14 protein-coding genes, 1 tRNA gene and 1 pseudogene are annotated in these 16,263 nt (G+C 68.2%); 4 read left to right on the top strand and 12 right to left on the bottom strand.

The window, feature by feature from the left end:
- Positions 1–77: 77 nt before the first annotated feature.
- A complete protein-coding gene (locus tag ACH4UM_RS32740) occupies positions 78–572 on the top strand; it encodes a GNAT family N-acetyltransferase (RefSeq protein ID WP_390712344.1) in 495 nt (164 codons plus the stop codon).
- A gap of 33 nt (positions 573–605) precedes the next feature.
- Here the strand turns inward: ACH4UM_RS32740 and ACH4UM_RS32735 are convergent, their stop codons facing one another.
- The 3 genes from ACH4UM_RS32735 to dcd form a co-directional block, all read right to left on the bottom strand.
- Positions 606–1,739 carry an IS630 family transposase gene (locus ACH4UM_RS32735; protein ID WP_398187346.1) on the bottom strand — a complete coding sequence of 378 codons (1,134 nt, stop codon included), beginning with the start codon at positions 1,737–1,739 and terminating at the stop codon, positions 606–608.
- A 180-nt stretch (positions 1,740–1,919) separates the two neighbouring features.
- Positions 1,920–2,417 carry a phosphoribosyltransferase gene (locus tag ACH4UM_RS32730; protein WP_398187344.1) on the bottom strand — a complete coding sequence of 166 codons (498 nt, stop codon included), beginning with the start codon at positions 2,415–2,417 and terminating at the stop codon, positions 1,920–1,922.
- 14 nt (positions 2,418–2,431) lie between these two features.
- Positions 2,432–3,007, bottom strand: coding sequence for a dCTP deaminase (gene dcd / locus ACH4UM_RS32725; RefSeq protein WP_398187341.1), 576 nt, complete (start codon positions 3,005–3,007; stop codon positions 2,432–2,434).
- Positions 3,008–3,580: 573 nt separating this feature from the next.
- Here dcd and ACH4UM_RS32720 point away from each other — a divergent pair.
- A tRNA-Gly gene (locus ACH4UM_RS32720) sits at positions 3,581–3,654 on the top strand.
- Between the two features lie 249 nt (positions 3,655–3,903).
- Here the strand turns inward: ACH4UM_RS32720 and ACH4UM_RS32715 are convergent.
- A pseudogene (locus tag ACH4UM_RS32715) lies at positions 3,904–4,254 on the bottom strand (conjugal transfer protein TraS); the annotation flags it as partial.
- Positions 4,255–4,587: 333 nt separating this feature from the next.
- Here ACH4UM_RS32715 and ACH4UM_RS32710 point away from each other — a divergent pair.
- Positions 4,588–5,133 (top strand): DUF6082 family protein, encoded by a 546-nt coding sequence (locus ACH4UM_RS32710; protein ID WP_398187338.1) that lies wholly within the window; start codon positions 4,588–4,590, stop codon positions 5,131–5,133.
- A gap of 420 nt (positions 5,134–5,553) precedes the next feature.
- Here the strand turns inward: ACH4UM_RS32710 and ACH4UM_RS32705 are convergent, their stop codons facing one another.
- The 3 genes from ACH4UM_RS32705 to ACH4UM_RS32695 form a co-directional block, all read right to left on the bottom strand.
- Positions 5,554–5,736: a hypothetical protein gene (locus tag ACH4UM_RS32705; protein ID WP_398187335.1), complete on the bottom strand. Its 183-nt coding sequence runs from the start codon at positions 5,734–5,736 to the stop codon at positions 5,554–5,556.
- Positions 5,737–5,780: 44 nt separating this feature from the next.
- Positions 5,781–6,014: a hypothetical protein gene (locus ACH4UM_RS32700; protein ID WP_398187333.1), complete on the bottom strand. Its 234-nt coding sequence runs from the start codon at positions 6,012–6,014 to the stop codon at positions 5,781–5,783.
- A gap of 1,120 nt (positions 6,015–7,134) precedes the next feature.
- Positions 7,135–8,541: a hypothetical protein gene (locus ACH4UM_RS32695; protein WP_398187331.1), complete on the bottom strand. Its 1,407-nt coding sequence runs from the start codon at positions 8,539–8,541 to the stop codon at positions 7,135–7,137.
- A 497-nt stretch (positions 8,542–9,038) separates the two neighbouring features.
- Here ACH4UM_RS32695 and ACH4UM_RS32690 point away from each other — a divergent pair, with 497 nt between their 5' ends.
- Positions 9,039–9,608, top strand: coding sequence for a DinB family protein (locus tag ACH4UM_RS32690; RefSeq protein ID WP_398187329.1), 570 nt, complete (start codon positions 9,039–9,041; stop codon positions 9,606–9,608).
- A gap of 248 nt (positions 9,609–9,856) precedes the next feature.
- Here ACH4UM_RS32690 and ACH4UM_RS32685 read toward each other — a convergent pair whose 3' ends face one another.
- From ACH4UM_RS32685 to dhaL (ACH4UM_RS32665), 5 genes are all read right to left on the bottom strand, one after another.
- Entirely contained in the window at positions 9,857–11,947 is a 2,091-nt protein-coding gene (locus tag ACH4UM_RS32685) for a nitrate- and nitrite sensing domain-containing protein (RefSeq protein ID WP_398187326.1), read from the bottom strand.
- Positions 11,948–12,298: 351 nt separating this feature from the next.
- Positions 12,299–12,952 (bottom strand): dihydroxyacetone kinase subunit DhaL, encoded by a 654-nt coding sequence (gene dhaL / locus ACH4UM_RS32680; RefSeq protein WP_398187323.1) that lies wholly within the window; start codon positions 12,950–12,952, stop codon positions 12,299–12,301.
- Between the two features lie 46 nt (positions 12,953–12,998).
- Positions 12,999–13,991, bottom strand: a complete 993-nt coding sequence (dhaK, locus tag ACH4UM_RS32675; RefSeq protein WP_398187320.1) for a dihydroxyacetone kinase subunit DhaK — start codon at positions 13,989–13,991, stop codon at positions 12,999–13,001.
- An 18-nt stretch (positions 13,992–14,009) separates the two neighbouring features.
- Entirely contained in the window at positions 14,010–15,695 is a 1,686-nt protein-coding gene (locus tag ACH4UM_RS32670) for a phosphoenolpyruvate--protein phosphotransferase (RefSeq protein ID WP_398187317.1), read from the bottom strand.
- A partial coding sequence (gene dhaL / locus ACH4UM_RS32665; RefSeq protein ID WP_398187314.1) for a dihydroxyacetone kinase subunit DhaL occupies positions 15,692–16,263 on the bottom strand: 572 nt, incomplete at its 5' end. The genes dhaL (ACH4UM_RS32665) and ACH4UM_RS32670, both read right to left, overlap by 4 nt.

Here is a 16,263-nt window from a genome sequence, read left to right as displayed (position 1 = left end):
CAGGCAATGTTCGCCCTGTCTTGAGTTGGCCTGTGCGCCTTGTGGTTTTGGCAGGCCGGGTGGAAGGCTCTTGACCTATGTCGATCTTGGTCAGGGCTGCCGAGCGGGACGACGTGCCCGCACTTGTCCGCCTGCGTCTCGCGAATGCTGAAAGGCATGTCCAACTCGATGCGGCCGTCTATCGCGTGCCCGACACCGAGGCCGTGCGAAGGCACTTCGAGGAGGTGCTTTCGGTCGAGTCCAAGGTAGTGATCCTCGTCGCCGAGGTGGTGGGTGAGGTGGTGGGCATGGTGGAGGTGGTCCTGCTGGCCGATCCCCCGGACCATCAGATTCTGGCTCCCTGCCGCGCGGCTGACATCCACACCGTCGTCCTGGATGGGCATCGCGGCGAGGGTGTTGGGTCGGCCTTGCTGATCGCGGCGGAGCAGGCCGCCGCGGAGCGCGGTGTCTCGATCATCTACGCCGGCATCTTCGCGCCGAACAAGGGAGCCGTCGGCTTCTACTCCTCGGCTGGCTTCAGGCCGCGCGGAACCTTGCTGAGCAAGGAACAGGTGGCGCCCTCAGCAAGTTGATGAGCCTGAGGCGGGAGAGCGGGTGACCAGCGGCTATGCGACGTTCGCCCGGGTCACGATGTCGCGGAGGCGTTCGTCTGCTGCGTGCTTGTTCCGCCAGATCATGTAGCGGCGGATCATGCTGCCCTGCTCCTTATGACTGGCGTGGTCGGTGCCGTTCAACGCGAAGTAGCGCAGGGCGGTGAACTGGGCCTCGATCCGGTTCAGCCAGGAGGAGTTGGTCGGCGTGTAGGCGAGCTCGACGTTGTTCGCCTCGGCCCAGTCGCCGACCCGGGTGTCCCTCTTCGTGGTCAGATGCGGGGAGAAGTTGTCGAGCACGATCGCGATCCGCATCTCCGGCGGGTAGAGGCTGCGCAGGTAACGGCAGAACTCCAGGAACTTCGTCCGGTTCTTCTTTTGCTTGATGTGGCCGTAGAGCTTGTCCTTGGCCAGGTCGTAGGCGGCGAACAGGTGCCGGACACCGTGCGGGCGGGTGTAGGTCGCCCGCCGTCGGGGCCGGGGCTCCCGGTCGGGGTCCTTATGCCGCCCTCCCCGCTCGGCCCACTGCCGTCCCGGGTGGGGCTGGAGGTTCAGCGGGCCGAACTCGTCCAGGCAAAACACGATGTCGGGCTCGTCTTCTTCAGGTATGACCTCGTTGTCGGCGATCGCGTACAGGTGCTCGACGCGGGCCTTCTTGGCCTCGTAGTCGGGATCGCGGGAGGTTTTCCAGGTCTTCACGCGTTGAAATGAGACGCCCTCCTCGCGGAGCAGGACCCGAAGACCCTCGTGACTGATGTCGTCAACCACCCCCTCGGCGACCAGGAAGTCGGCTAGCTTGGCCAGGCTCCAGGTCGAAAACGGCAGGCCGTGCTCGGCCGGCCTGGACTTGGCGATCTTCTTGATCTCGCGGCGCTCGGGCAGCGTGAAGGTCTTCGGGCGCCCGCCCTTGTACTTCGGGTAGAGCGAGTCGAAGCCGTCGGCGTTGAAGTTGTGGACCACGTCGCGGACCCGGTCCGCGCTGGTGAACGTCACCGTGGCGATCTTCGCAACGGACAGGCCCTGGGCGGACAGCAACACTATCTGGGCCCGCCGCCAGGTCACCACCGATCCGGTGCCCCGGCGGATGATCCGCAGCAGGCGCCGTCCCTCGTCGTCATCGATCTCACGGACCCGCACGCGTTCAGCCACGCGATCATTCTGACCGTCTGGTGCCGCAGGGCGCAGCAACCGGACGACACGTCACAACGAGGCGAACTTTGCCTGATGCGGCACTGGAAGGCGACCGGCACGGAGACGAAGCCGGCACGGAGACGAAAAAGGGGCCCGCGCACAGCCGGGCCCCTTCCGCTCAGTTCCGTTCAGTTCCGCTCAGGCGTCGAGAACCTGCCCCGCCCGCCTGACCACGGGCTCCTGGACACTCCACGGGAAGTTGATCCAGTCGTCGGTGCGCTTCCAGACGTAGTCGCACTTCACGAGCGACTGGGACTTCTCGTAGATCACGGCGCTGCGCACCTCGGCCACGGTGTCCAGGCAGAAGTCGCGGACCAGCTTGAGCGTCTTGCCGGTGTCGGCGACGTCGTCGGTGATCAGGACCTTCTTGTCGGAGAAGTCGATCACGTTCGGTACCGGCGCGAGCATGACGGGCATCTCCAGCGTGGTCCCCACACCTGTGTAGAACTCCACGTTCACCAGGTGGATGTTCTTGCAGTCGAGGGCGTAGGCGAGCCCGCCGGCCACGAAGACTCCGCCGCGCGCGATGCTGAGCACGATGTCGGGCTCGTAACCGTCGTCGGCGATGGTCCGCGCGAGTTCGCGGACAGCGGTGCCGAAGCGCTCGTAGGTGAGGTTCTCTCGTATGCCGGTCATGTCGGTGGCGTCCCTCACACCCGCGTCCGGTGGAAATTGAGATAGGACCGCGAGGCGGTGGGCCCGCGCTGCCCCTGGTACCGGGACCCGTAGCGCTCGCTGCCGTACGGGGACTCGGCGGGCGAGGTCAGCCGGAACATGCACAGCTGCCCGATCTTCATCCCGGGCCACAGCTTGATCGGCAGGGTGGCCAGGTTCGACAGCTCCAGGGTCACGTGCCCGGAGAACCCGGGGTCGATGAACCCGGCGGTGGAGTGGGTGACGAGCCCGAGCCTCCCCAGCGAGCTCTTGCCCTCGAGCCGCGAGGCGAGATCGTCGGGCAACGTGATGACCTCGTACGTACTCGCGAGCACGAACTCCCCGGGGTGCAGGATGAACGGCTCGTCGCCCTCGGGCTCGACGAGCCGGGTGAGGTCCGGCTGCTCGACCGAGGGGTCGATGTGGGGGTAGCGGTGATTCTCGAACACCCGGAAGTAGCGGTCGAGCCGCACGTCGATGCTCGACGGCTGCACCATGGATTCGTCGTAGGGATCGATCCGTACCCGCCCGGCGTCGATCTCGGCCCGGATGTCCTTGTCTGAGAGAAGCACGCCCCGAGGATACGCAAGGCGCGCGGAGCCCCCACAATCAGGACGACCCCACGCGCCGAAGTGCTGGTACCGCTGGTACTGGTGATATCGCTGGTACCGGTGATATCGCTGGTACCGGTGATATCGCGGAAACCGCCGCTACCGCTTCTCCAAGATCACCGGCACCGCACTGCGGAGCCGGGCACATCGTGGACACCTCACGAGCCGGCCGGGGCCGAGCCGCTCGGCCTGCTGCATCGGGAACGAAGCGGTGCTGAACACGTGCCCCTCGGCACAACGGACGACGGTGCGCTCCATCAAGTCCCTTAAGTCCCTTCCCCAGAGCCGCGTCTGGCCTTCTGCCACCTGACGACAAAAGCCACAGTACGGGATCAAAGAGACGACCCTCCAGACGGCACTCCGGCCCCACCCGGCCCCTCTTCCGCCGCCCCCACCGTACGCCCCAACTCCCGCCCCCCGCAGCCCTGCTACCCCCCTGAGAACGCGCCCAGGCCCCTCGGTTCGAGCACCGGGGGCCAGCGATGAGGTACAGTGAGCGAACGTCGGACACCGACCTCCGAATCGGCGTCTTACGCGGGTGTAGTTTAATGGTAGAACATCAGCTTCCCAAGCTGAGAGCGCGAGTTCGATTCTCGTCACCCGCTCCATGAAGAAGGCCCAGGTCAAAAACCCGGGCCTTTTTGCTGTCCTCGGTGATCACTCGTCGCGTGCCAGATTCGTGCCAGAACGCTGATCGTCTGGATCATCGGCGTCTTCTTCTGGCACGGCCGCAACTTCCTGGCGTGCCTTGCGCACGATGGCGTCCAGTCCGGCGGCAGCCTCCTGCTGCCGGTTGCCGGTCGTCGTCGGAGTGCTGATAGATCATCGCGGCCTTCTCAGAGGACTGGCCGGCCCTGGCGGAGGCGTTCCGCCGATGCTGTGACGTCCGCCGGCTCCTGGCCGGGAGCCAGCCGCAGCCGGACCCGGAGGCCGGTCGAGATAGGCCTGATCAGACCCCGGCGGAGAGGCACGGGACGCACCTCCGGGCGAGTGGTCGCCCTGACAGCCAGCGCCCGTCACCGAGGCGGCGCGACCGTCGGACCGCGGGCGTCCATGGTCGACGTGTACGAGGCCGGCAGCCGGGCCACCGAGACCGGCAGCCCGACCGTGGACCAGTACGCCGCCGGGTAGGCGTGCCGGGCGTAGGCCGCGCCGCCTATCGCAGCGAGCGGCCCGCCCGGCTCGGCCAGAGTCACAAGGTCGGTCACGTCGGTCAGACCGCCTCAGCCATCGGGAAGGCGCCGGGCGCAACGACGGTGGCACGGTAGGCGATGCCGTGCCGCTGCTGGCCGTTGAAGGCGCTTTCCCACGGACGAGCCACCAGTCCCGGCAGCGAGACCGGGGCACCGACGGAATGTACCGGGAGACGAAGAAATCGGACGTCATACGTTCAAGGGGCGGACGGCCGAGTTGGTTCGCCTTACGCTTTCCACAGCACCGATCTCCTGGGGGTCACCTTGACGGACATCCAATCGAGCGGACAAGTCCATGGACGGAACGCAAGTAGGTTCCGGATTCCAATGATCATTATTGTTGCAAGTGTGGCTCTTCTGACGTTGGTGGCGGCTGCGCCGTTCATCCTCCGGGCGGTGGCACCCAACTACGGCGAGAAATGGGCGGTGCTGAGCGACATTGGGCAAACTTATGCATCGATTTCCGCCATCCTCTCTGCTCTGGCAGTTATCGGAGTGGCCTACTCGCTGGTCTTGCAGGCGAAGCAAGCCCGCCTAGAACAGTTTCAAACCATGCGCACCTTCCAACGCGACTTACTCCTCATGGCCATGGAGGATGAGTCGCTGCGCTCTTGCTGGGGTCCAATGCACGGGCTACAGGGAAACGCATGGCGCCAGCACACCTACAGTCGTCTGATAATGGCCTATCTCTGGATGGGCGCCGAGACTGGAGGCATCCCATTCGTCTCGATCAGGGCGAACGCCAGAGAGATTTTGCAGTCGGAGACTGGCCGCGAGTACTGGCAGCGAACGCGGGACAGGTGGAATCTCGACGCTCATTCGGTCCGGGAGCGGCAGTTCGTAAAAATCTTCGACGAAGAGTTTCAACGAACCCACGACAGCTCCTCAAATTAGGCGATGCGGTTGCTGCCTGAGGAACCGCCTCTATCCGCAGCTGACGCGTCTACCCTAATGCGGCGCTCACGACTGGTTGGCCCAACATGCGAGCGCCCTCCCGGGCCGTCCTGGGGCCGTGAAAGGGCGCTCAACGATGACCAACGTCGACAGCGCTGCCGACAGTTCGACAGCAGGTCAGGGCGTTAGGTCAGGGCGTTGATCGGTTAGGCGGCCGCAGGTCACGGCCGCCGTTGATCAGTTGTGGCTGTGCAGCAAGCACAGCGTGTGCATCATGAAGCATGGGGATTGATCTGGAGCTGCACTCATCACGGCCGGCCCACAGCAACTGGCGCAAGTCCCGCGCGACACTCCTGCGGAGCTCCTACGGGCACGGCGACGCGCTGGGCTCACTCCAACTCCTTGGAGTATCAGGGAGGCTCACTGCCGTCGATCAGGGGCCCCTGCCACCTCCGCCGGGTCGATCTCCAGTCCGGCCCGGCGCAGGAACTCCGCAACGTCGACCACGCCGTGGGCCAAGCCGAGGATCTCGCCGTCCACGCGTACGCGCCGGCCACCCGTGGACGACGGCGGATGCACGATCACGCGAATCGCTCCGGACATGCGTTCAGGATCATCCGGGACATGCGGCCCCGCATTCCAGCGTGTCATCGATGAAGCCGCTCACTCACGTCTGCGTCCGAGCGTCCCAGATCACGCAGTTCCCGCCACGCTGCAGGGCTCGGTCGCTGCTGCTGCCAGTAGGGATGAAAGAACAGCTGAGCCGACAGCCAGTACAGACGCCGGCGCAACTCGGTACAGCCGGGCCGCTCGGCAAGCTGCCGGTAGGTGGCACTCCACTCCTGCTGCGCCTGGGCAAGGTGGTCGGGAAACAGCCTCATGGCTGAATTCAAGCATGTGTTCGATTTTTCAGGCCGGCAAAGAGACCGTGTCAGGTGGCGGACGTCCTGTGACAGCACACCTTGAGCGCGTGCCAACGATTCCCAATGCGGCTTTGGTCGAGCGTCTGCGCGCTGGCTCTCTCCAGTTGCCGTTGGGGTGCGCTCAGCGCTTTCTGGAAGAGCGGTTGGAACGGTCCCGCTCTTCCAGGAGGAACGCACCATGGCGCAACCGGTAAGTCGGCCGACGATCAGCGCTGAGCAGTTCAGCCGAGTGTGTGACGAGATCAGGAGCACGGCGGCGCCCGAGAAGAGCGCTCAGTCCATCCGGGACTGCGCTCTGCGCATCGTGCAGAGCCTGGGACTGGCGCTGTCCACGGATGACCTGAGCAGGCTCCTCGCCGAACTCATGGCCCCTGGGGCGGCCCCACCCCCAGGGAGCCCTCACTACACCCGAGAGGCCATCCTGGACATGCCTGACGAACAACCTGGAGAAGACGAAGGTCCAGTCAGGTAGAGCGCGCCGTCACGACTGATTGCGTCCTCGGCTCGCCGGAGGACGCTTGGTCCCCACCGCCCAATCTTCGATGGCAAGCAGTCAACGGCAGCTGGCACAGGACAGCAGAGGACAGCCCTGGGCACACCTTGGGCGGTACGGCTCGCCCCAACACCGAAGCCGGGACCGCGGTGGCGAGTTACCTTTGAGCGCTCACCTGGGCAGGAGCAAGTACCCGGCCGGTCGCCACCGTGTCAGTTTCCGTCTCATTCACCGCCGTTCGCGAATGTTCAGGCGAGACCAGAGGCCCACTCCCGCACCCCGACCATCCGCCCATGAACCCAGGTGAACGCTCCCGCACGCACCCCAACACCCCACCACCACAGTTGGAAAGCGTGCCCTTCGGGCGGCGCGCTCGACGTCCTGACCCGCGTGCCGCAGCCGTGCCAGATGCATGGGTCAGCAGCGGTCGACAAGGGTTGCTAGCGGGTGTGTTCATGCCCGCTAGCTCGATCGTCACCCGCTCCTGCGGACGTCCCGCTGTGCTGTTGCGCCCCAGCCTCCCGGGACACCGTGTGCAGGGCTGTCCTCATGGACACGCCCCGCCGTCGGCGCAGGCCAGTTGGGTTACCAGTGGTCGTGGTGCTCGCAGCGCTCGTCGTGGTTGTGGCGCTTGATCTTGGTGAGGTCGGTGGCGGTGCGGGTAGTGGTGTCGCCGCCGCCGATGGCGGTGGCGGTGTTCGTCACCTGGGAGTGGGCCGTGCAGGAGACGTCGACCTTCAGGGTGATGGGAGGGTAGCTGCTTCCGGCAGGGAGGACGTCGCTACGGGTGCAGGTGAGTGTGTTCAGGGTGCAGTTCCATCCTGCGCCACTGATGCTGTCGGCCCTGAGCCCGGCGGGGAGGGTGTCGTGCACGGTGACCGTGGCGCCGTTGGTCGGGGCGGCCCCGGCGGCGTTGCCCACGGTGATGGCGTAGGTGCCATGCCGCCCCTGGGTGAAGTGCCTGGTGTGGGTCTTGGTGATGGTCAAGGACGGGACCGTGTAGGAGATGATCACCTGGCCGTTGTGGTTCGCCGTCCCCGTAGTCGAAAGCGCATAGGACGTGCCGGTACCCGTGGGGGTGGCGAAGCTGCTGCCCCCACCACCACCGCCCCCACCCGCCGAGGTGCCCCTGTTGTTGACGGCGCCGCTGCCGCCGCCCCCGCCGGCGAAGTACCCACCACCACCGCCCCCACCACCAGCGATGGCAGTGGCGGCGCAGCCGCCGTCGAAGCTGCCCCCAGTGCCACCGGCACCGACCGTGGCACCTGAAAACCCGCTCCCCGGCCCGCCGTTCGTGACCGCACAGAAGGGAACGGTGCCGGCGGCCCCGCCGGCACCGCCGGTACTGGTGCTGGTGCTGCCACCGCCCCCACCCTGCCCCGGCGAGGCCCCGGGGCCGGTGGCACTTCCCGCGGTACCGCCGGTGGCATCCGGCGTTGTCCCGCCGTTGCCTCCGTTCCCCCCGGTAGAGCCCGCTCCGGTGCCGCCGGCGGCACCGCCGCCCCCGGCGACCACCAGCAAGGAGCCACCCGTGCTGATGCTGGAGGCCCCGCCCCCACCCGGACCTTCAAAATGAAAACCACTGGCCGGAAAACTCCCACCCGGGGCGCCGCCGTTGAACCCGCCGGCACCCGGCGTCCCGGTGCCGTTGCAGCCTTTGCCGCCGGTGCCGCCGACGTTGATGGTGAAGGTCGTCGGTGCAGTGGTTTGCGGGAGGGTGGTGACGACCCGTGCCCCCGTCCCGCCGGTCCCCGTGACGGAACAGGGGGTGCCGGTGTTGTCGGCGCCGCCGGCTCCGTCCGCGGTGATCGTGACCACCGCCCCCGACGGAACCGTCAAGGTCTGCGGACCGCCGGTGAAGGTGAAGGTCTGCGACGGATCAGCCCTCTGCGTCCGCGCCGGCACGGCCCCCACCGGCGCGGCGGCCACTGGTGGAGCCGTGGCCGCCAGCAGCGCCATACCGGACAGCAGCGCGCACCCCACCGATACCACCCCCGCGCCGCGCTCCTCACGCCGTCCACCCGAGCCGACGGGATCGGACGCAACGACGGCACGAACCGGGGTCGTCCCACCGACCAGGACCCTGTTGAACACGACCACGGGCCACTTACAGCTGACCCGATACCACGGCAGATCGCCCTGTCCACGAGTATGAGCGCTCATTCGCGGGTTCACCTCTCCTCATAGCAAAGCGCCCCGCACCCCCCAAGCGACAAGACACGAACGCCACAGGACACCTGACGGAAAATCATGACAAAAACCATTAAACATCCCGATCCGATCACTTCGAGGTAGCGAGGTGATGAGAAACCTCGTGTCTCGCAGCGCCCCGCGCGAGCTGGCGAGAAGGACGAGTCACATTCTCGGGAGGCGCCGGGGAGTGGGTCACGAAAATCTCGCCTCTCCTCCGATTTAGGTCAGCATCTGACCTCTACGGCCCCTAGCGTCCTTCTTGCCCGGCGGAACACAAACCACGGAAGGCAGCGACCATGAGCGAGACCGTGACTGTCAACGAACTGGCGCCCCACGACCCGGCCGATGAGCCGACCGCCACCGGCGAGCGCGCCGACTTGCTGGAGGCGCTGGCCACGCATCGGCGCTTCCTGTGTTTCACCACCCGCGACCTCACCGACGAGCAGGCCGGGCGCCGGACCACCGCCAGCCAGCTGTGCCTGGGCGGTCTGATCAAGCATGTCGCTGCGGTCGAGCGGACCTGGGGGCAGTTCATCCTGGACGGCCCGTCGGCAATGCCCGACTTCACCTCCATGACCGAGGCCGACTGGGCCCGGCGGGCCGACGAGTTCCGGATGCTGCCCGGCGAGACGCTGGCCGGCGTGCTCGCCGACTACGCCGAAGTGGCCCGTCGGACCGACGAGTTGGTCGTCACCCTGCCCGACCTGAACGCCACACAACCGCTGCCAGAGGCCCCGTGGTCCCAGTCGGGTGCGCGATGGTCGGCCCGCCGGGTGCTGATGCACATCATCGCCGAGACCGCCCAGCACGCCGGCCACGCCGACATCATCCGCGAGTCCCTGGACGGCGCCAAGACCATGGGTTAGCCAGCGGCGCGGTAGGTCGCATCGCCCCCACACGGTCGGGGGCGATACGACCTGTGACCCCGCAAACGCCTTACCCCGTGATCCCCGGGTCAGGTCGCAGCTTCGAATCCTGCCGGGGGCACACCGCATTGCCTTTCTGACCTGGAGGAGTTCCGACCGGCCCCTGAGTCCCCCCATGCCGTTCGTGGGAGCGGACGGAGTGCCAGGGGCCCGAGCGGCGAGCCGCCGCTACATCGGTGCCGGCGCGTTCAGGACACGGTGCCGCTCGAGCGGGCGCCGCGACGGCGTGTCCGGAGCGCACGTCTGGGCGACGCACTCTCGTCGAGTTGCTCGGCCGTGTCGTAGTTGCGCCAGCCGGTGAGGCGTCCTTCCGGGGTGTACCTGGCTGACAGTCCGGGGGGATCCATGTGATCTTCGTGTTCCCGGACCAGTTGCTGGGGCAGCATGACTACTGCTGTGACGCCGTGGGGAGACGACCCGCGGAGCTGGACGCGGATGCAGTGGCGGCCGGAGAGCCGGCCGACGACGAACATACCCATGCGCCGCGCCACCGCGACGTCGACCACTGGGGGGGTCAGGAGCCTCGCGTTGGCGTCCTCGAGGTCCTGGGTCGACATGCCGATGCCGTTGTCCTGGATTTCGACCTTCGCGCCGCCGCCGGACAGCAGCTGGCACGTGACGAGCACCTGCGTGTCGGGCGAGGAGAACGTCGTCGCGTTCTCCAGCAGCTCCGCAATGAGGTGAACGATGTCGTTCACTGCCCGGCCGTCGACGTCCGCGGTGACCAGTCCACGCAGCTGCACGCGCTGGTACTGCTCGATCTCACTGATGGCGGCGCGGAGGACATCCACGAGCCGGACCGGGGCGCTCCAGCGGCGGCCCGCCTTCTCGCCCGCGAGGACGAGTAGGTTCTCCCCGTTGCGGCGCATGCGGGTGGCCAGGTGGTCGAGCTTGAAGAGGCTGGCGAGCAGGTCGGGGTCCTGCTCACCCTTCTCCAGACGGTCGATCAGCTCCAGCTGCCGTTCCACGAGGTTCTGGCTGCGCTGCGAGAGGTTGACGAACATCGTGTTGATGCGGCCCCGCAGTTGTGCTTGCTCGCACGCCAGCCGTACGGAGTCGCGATAGACGTCGTTGAACGCGCGGGCGACACCGGCGATCTCGTCGGTCGAGTCGATGTCCGTGGGCTCGACCTCGGTGGCCTCCACATCCGCGTCGCTGGAGCCGCGCAGCAACCGGACCACCTCGGGCAGGCGGCGTTGCGCGATATCGAGAGTGGAGGCGCGCAGGGTGTGCAGCGGGCGGACGATCGACTGCACGAGGACGTACGTCAGGCCGAACGTGAGCAGGAGGAGCGTCAGCTCGACGAGCGCGGTGATGAACACTGAGCGTTCGGCCTCGTGCTGTTCACGCAGGCTTTCCTCTTCCACTGATCCGACGAGCTGCTTCTCGACCAGTCTCATCAGGTCGAGCTTGCTCGTCATGGCGTCGAACCACTCGCCCGCATCGAAGCGGAGGCGGCTGGTGCCCTGCTGGGCGAGTGCGTGCTTCTGGAGCGCCTCCGCCTTGTTGACGTCCCTTCCGGTGACGACGCGCTCGTAGAACTGACGCTCGGCCGACGGCGCACTGGACAGGAACTGGTCGATCGATGCCTGTTCCTGCCGGCTGGCGAGCGACAGGTTCAGGGCCTCGTTCGATTCGAAGTGCGGCTGGGTCAGTACGCCTCCGAGCAGTGCGCGTTGCCGGGAGGCTTTCTCCGTTGCCTGGGCGAAGGTCTCGAGCACACCAGCCCTCGCGGCAAGGGCAGGGTGGGCGATGTCCGGCGTGAGCAGGTCAAGGGCATGGGTGAGCTCGGCGATCAACGCCGTATACGCGATGACCACGGACGGGAAGCGCATTTTGGACCGGGCTACCGCGTCGCGCAGAGACGCCACCTTCCCGCCAAGAGCGTCGAGCGCCGAGAGCCGGGGGGCCGGCACGGGGTTCGTCCCGCGGTGGACCCGGGCGGCCTCGGCACGGACGCGAGCGAGCGCCGCGTCCGACTTGGAGCGCTGCGTGTCGAGTCGGCTCGTGTCGCCCGTACGCCCGGCCGCGACGTAGAGGGCGGTGAGATCGCGTTCGTCCTCGATCTCCTCCACCAGTGCCGTGCCCTTGTCGACGACACGGACCAGCTGACGGACGTTGTTGATGTCCTGGGTGTTCTGCACGGCGGATCCGATCCGCAGACCGCCGAGTACGAGCGCGGTGACGATCGGGACGACCACCACAGCCAGCAGTTGGGTGCGCACCCTCCAGTTGCTCGGGGCGAACCGCCTTTGGTTGCCGGCCCGTTGTCTTTGCACTTGCCGTCGCACCTTCTCCCCGCCATTGAACGTGCGCGATTCAGGGGGCGTCCACGCATCGCGGGCGCTCCGCTCGTCGCGCGAGTGCGCTTGTCGTGACGTCGATGACTGAGGCCATGGCCTCGTGCGTCTTCTGGCAGGTGCCTGCGGACGCGAACTACACATCGGTCTCGGAGCTGTTCGAGATCGCGACCACTTGGTTGGGGCGGTCGCTGTGGCGATCCGCTCGGTACCGGGGGTCAGCTGTCCGTCTGTGCGCGGCCGGGTGGGGCTTGGCATCGACGGCGAGGTTGGTCCTGCCGACGGCAGGTTCGCTCGGCAGCCGTGGGCCAACCGAACATGCAGGGGTGTTTACGGATTACCGTCCGCATGCCGCTCGCCCGCCGAGCTGACGGTCGCGAGGGCGGACAGAATGAGGACAGTCGACGCCGCGCCGGGGTCCTCGTGGCCGAGGGTGCGGGCGCCGAGATAGCTCGCGCGGCCCTTCCGCGCCTGCATGCCGGCGGTCTGCTTCAGGCCCCGCACGGCGGCGTCGGAGGCCGCGCGGGTGGCGGTGGCCAGATCGCCGCAGGTGTCGATGACGGCCTGGTAGGCGGTCACGGCCGGGCTGAGGGCGTCGACCATCGTCTTGTCTCCCTCCAGCGCCGCGCCGATCCGCTGGATGCCGGTGAGGGCAGCCGCCAACGCCGCACCCAGTTGTGCGGCGGTGACGTCGGGATCCTCGCCCAGGATCCGCGCGGCCTGCCGGAACCCGGTGCCGTAGAGCGGTCCTGAGGCCCCGCCGGTCTTGCTGATCAATGCCCGGCCGACGGTGGCGAGCACCGCACCGGGGGTGGACGGGTTGGTCTCGTCCAGCATCGCCACCGCCGCCTGCAGGCCACGGCGCATGTTGATGCCGTGGTCGGCATCGCCGACGGCGGAGTCGAGGCGGGTGAGATGATCGGCGTTCTCCACTACCGATCGGGCGGCCTCATGGATCCAGGCCCGGAACATGCTCGCGTCCATCGTCGTCCCTCTCCCTCGTACGGTCTGTCGTCGGTGGTCGAGCCGCTCAGCGCCCCCAGCGCAGCGCGGGGGTCACGACCGGGGCATCCCACAGATGGGTGAGCTGTGGCGTGAGGCGGCACACCGTGATCGTGCAACCGGCCATCTCCAGGCTGGTGACGTAGTTGCCGACCAGGTTGCGGGTGATCCACACGCCATGGCCGGCAAGCCATTCGGCAACCGCCGCATACACCACGTACAGCTCGATCAGCGGGGTGCCGCCCAGGCCGTTGACCATCACGAGCACCTCGCCCGAGAGCGGCACGTCGGCGTGGATGGCGTCCAAGGCGACACCGACGATCTCCCTGGCGGAGGTCAGCCTGCCGCGGGCGCGACCGGGCTCACCGTGGATGCCGACGCCCAGCTCGACCTCGTCCTCGCCCAGTTCGAAACCGGGTTTCCCCGACGCGGGCACCGTGCACGACGAGAGCGCCACCCCGAAGGAACGGGACCGGCCGTTGACCTCCCGTCCCAGAGCCGCGGCCGTACCCAGGTCTGCGCCCAGCTCGGCAGCCGCACCGACGATCTTCTCCACGAACACCGTTGCCCCGGTGCCCCGTCGGCCCGCCGTCCACGTGCTGTTCTCCACGGCGACGTCGTCATTGACCACGACGCCCTCCACCCGCACGCCGTCGTCGGCGGCCAGCTCGGCGGCCATCTGGAAGTTCAGCACGTCTCCGGTGTAGTTCTTCACGATGTGCAGGACCCCGGCCCGGCCGTCCACGGCCCGCGTGGCGGCGAGGATCTGGTCCGGCACGGGAGAGGTGAACACCTCACCGGGGCAGGCCGCATCGAGCATCCCGTACCCGACGAACCCGCCGTGCAACGGCTCGTGCCCGGAACCGCCACCTGACACCAGGCCGACCTTCCCAGGGGTCGGCCCGCCCGCGCGGACGATGTAGCGCTCGGAGGTGTTGACCGTCAGCGAGGGGTGCGCGGCGGCCACACCGACGAGAGCATCGGCAAGCACCTCATCGGGCGAGTTGATGAGCTTCTTCACGGTCCAGGCCCCTTCTTCTCAGAGCAGCGAGGGCCGGCAGCACTGCTCGACGAGTCGCCAGACCTCTTCGGGGGTCTTGCGGGTGAGGGCGACGGCGGCCAGGGAGGCGCAGGTGTCGTGGCGGAGTCGGCGGATGCGGGCCCGGACCTCGTCGAGGGCGGCTGGGCCGACCGAGAGGCTGTCGCAGCCGAGGCCGATGAGCAGGGGCGTCACTAGGGGGTGTGCGGCGGCGTCACCGCAGACGGAGACCTGACGATCGTGGCGGTGGGCGGCAGTGACGACGCGGGCGATGGCGTCGAGTACGGCGGGGTGTGCGGCCATGGCGGGGGTGGCGGTGGGGTCGCGCCGGTCCAGGCCCAGGACCTGGCAGGTGAGGTCGTTGCTGCCGATGGAGAAGAAGGAGGCTTCGCGGGCGAGGTCGTCGGCCGCGGTGACGGCTTCGGGGAGTTCCACCATGATGCCCAGAGGCGGCACCGGTACGCCGGCTTCGGTGGCCGCGGCCTCAAGGAGGCTTCGGCAGGCGCGTAGTTCGTCGACGCTCGCGACCATGGGGATCATGATGCGCAGGTCGGTGTCGGCTCCGGCGTTGAGCAGGCTGCGGAACTGGTCGGCGAAGGCGTCGGGTTGGGCGAGCATGAGGGGGAGGCCGCGGCCGATCCGCGCGCCCCGGAGGCGGGCGAGGAACGGCGGCAGTTTGTCGTCGGCGAAGTCGAGCGTGCGGGCCGTGACGACCTGCCCGGTGAGAGCGCGCAGGACGGGGACGAGGGTGGCCGCGTGCTGAGCGCGGGTGGGCCAGGCGGGGTGGTTGAGGAAGGGCAGCTCGGTGCGGAGCAGGCCGACACCTTCAGCACCCGTGGTCACGGCTGCGCGCGCCTCAGCCGGGGTGGCCACGTTGGCCCGCAGAACGACGCGGTGCTGGTCGAGCGTCTCGGCGGGCAGATGACGCTCTTCGGCAAGGGCGAGCCTGCGAGCCCGGGCGGCCTCCATGGCTCGCAGGGCCCTGGAGCGTTCCTCGTCGCCGGGGCGGACGACCGCGCCGGCCCGGTCGGCGTCGAGCAGGATCTCCTGCCCGTCCAACAGCTCGAGCAGCTCGGGGTCGACGGCCAGGAGGAACGGGATGCCCAGCGAGCGGGCGACGATCGCAGCATGGGAGTTCGGGCCGCCGGTCACGGAGATGGCTGCTGTCACCGTCAGGCCCGGTTCCAGCAGGTCGGCGGCGCCGATCTCGTGCGCGACCAGGACGAGGGGCTGGTCGGGGGCGGGGCCGGTCTCGCCGTGGAGGTGGGCCAGAACGCGGCGTCCGACCTGCCGGACGTCCGCCGCCCGTTCTGCGAGGGTGGGATCGTCCAGGGCGGCGATGGTTCCGGCGTAGGCGTCGATGGCCAGCCGCACGGCAACGGCTACCGGCTGACCGTCGTTCGCCCTCTTGACGGCCTGATCGCGTAGATCCTGGTCCTGGGCGATGTAGCTGTTGACCTCCATGATGTCGGCCTGCTCGTCCTTGCCCTGTTCACGCAGCGAGGCGGACAGGTCGAGCAGTCGGGTGGCGACGGCGTCGAAGGCGTCCGTGATCTGCTCCGTGTGGTCGCCGCCGGCGCGGTGGGGCAACGCCGTTCTGGTGAGCGGCCGATCGGTGCGGTGGACGACACCGAGGGCTATGCCGGGCGCGGCGGCATGCCCGGCGTAGGTGCGGCGGTCGGTCATCGGTCCCCCAGCGTCTCGGCGAGGGCGCGGTAGAGGAGGGCGGTGGAGGTGGCGCCCGGGTCCTGGTGGCCGATGCTGCGGGCGCCGAGGTAGGAGGCACGGCCCTTGCGTGCCTGCATCGGGATGGTGGCACGCATGCCCTCTTCGGCGGCGTCGGCGGCGGCCACGGCCGCGGCCGCCATGTCGGCTCCGGCATCGGCCTCTTGCTGGAAGGCGGCCAGTGCGGGGGCATAGGCGTCGATCATGGTCTTGTCACCGGGGTTGGCCGCGCCGAGCTTCTGGACGCTTGCGAGCCCGGCGGCGAGTGCGGCGGCGAACTGCTGCGTGTCGGCGGCGGACGTGTCCAGGGCCTTGCCGATGGCGCGGAAGGCGGCGCCGTAGAGGGGGCCGGAGGCGCCGCCGACGGTGGAGATGAGGGTGGTACCGGCCTTGACCAGTACGGCCCCGACGGTGTCCGGCTCGTAGTCGGCCAGGGCCGTGACGGCGGCGGAGAAGCCGCGGTGCATGTTGGTGCCGTGGTCGGCGTCGCCGATGGCCGAGTCGAGCTGGGTGAGGTGGTCCTTGTTCT

The organism is Streptomyces sp. NPDC020801 (assembly GCF_044334385.1).
Lineage (GTDB): Bacteria > Actinomycetota > Actinomycetes > Streptomycetales > Streptomycetaceae > Streptomyces.
This window is presented reverse-complemented; position numbering and strand designations above follow the sequence as displayed.

Coding starts and splice junctions, on each gene's coding strand:
- ACH4UM_RS32705 (WP_398187335.1), bottom strand. CDS start 5,736: ATGTCCGGAGCGATTCGCGTGATCGTGCATCCGCCGTCGTCCACGGGT.
- ACH4UM_RS32690 (WP_398187329.1), top strand. CDS start 9,039: ATGAGCGAGACCGTGACTGTCAACGAACTGGCGCCCCACGACCCGGCC.
- dhaL (WP_398187323.1), bottom strand. CDS start 12,952: ATGGACGCGAGCATGTTCCGGGCCTGGATCCATGAGGCCGCCCGATCG.
- ACH4UM_RS32670 (WP_398187317.1), bottom strand. CDS start 15,695: ATGACCGACCGCCGCACCTACGCCGGGCATGCCGCCGCGCCCGGCATA.
- ACH4UM_RS32740 (WP_390712344.1), top strand. CDS start 78: ATGTCGATCTTGGTCAGGGCTGCCGAGCGGGACGACGTGCCCGCACTT.
- ACH4UM_RS32730 (WP_398187344.1), bottom strand. CDS start 2,417: ATGACCGGCATACGAGAGAACCTCACCTACGAGCGCTTCGGCACCGCT.
- ACH4UM_RS32700 (WP_398187333.1), bottom strand. CDS start 6,014: ATGAGGCTGTTTCCCGACCACCTTGCCCAGGCGCAGCAGGAGTGGAGT.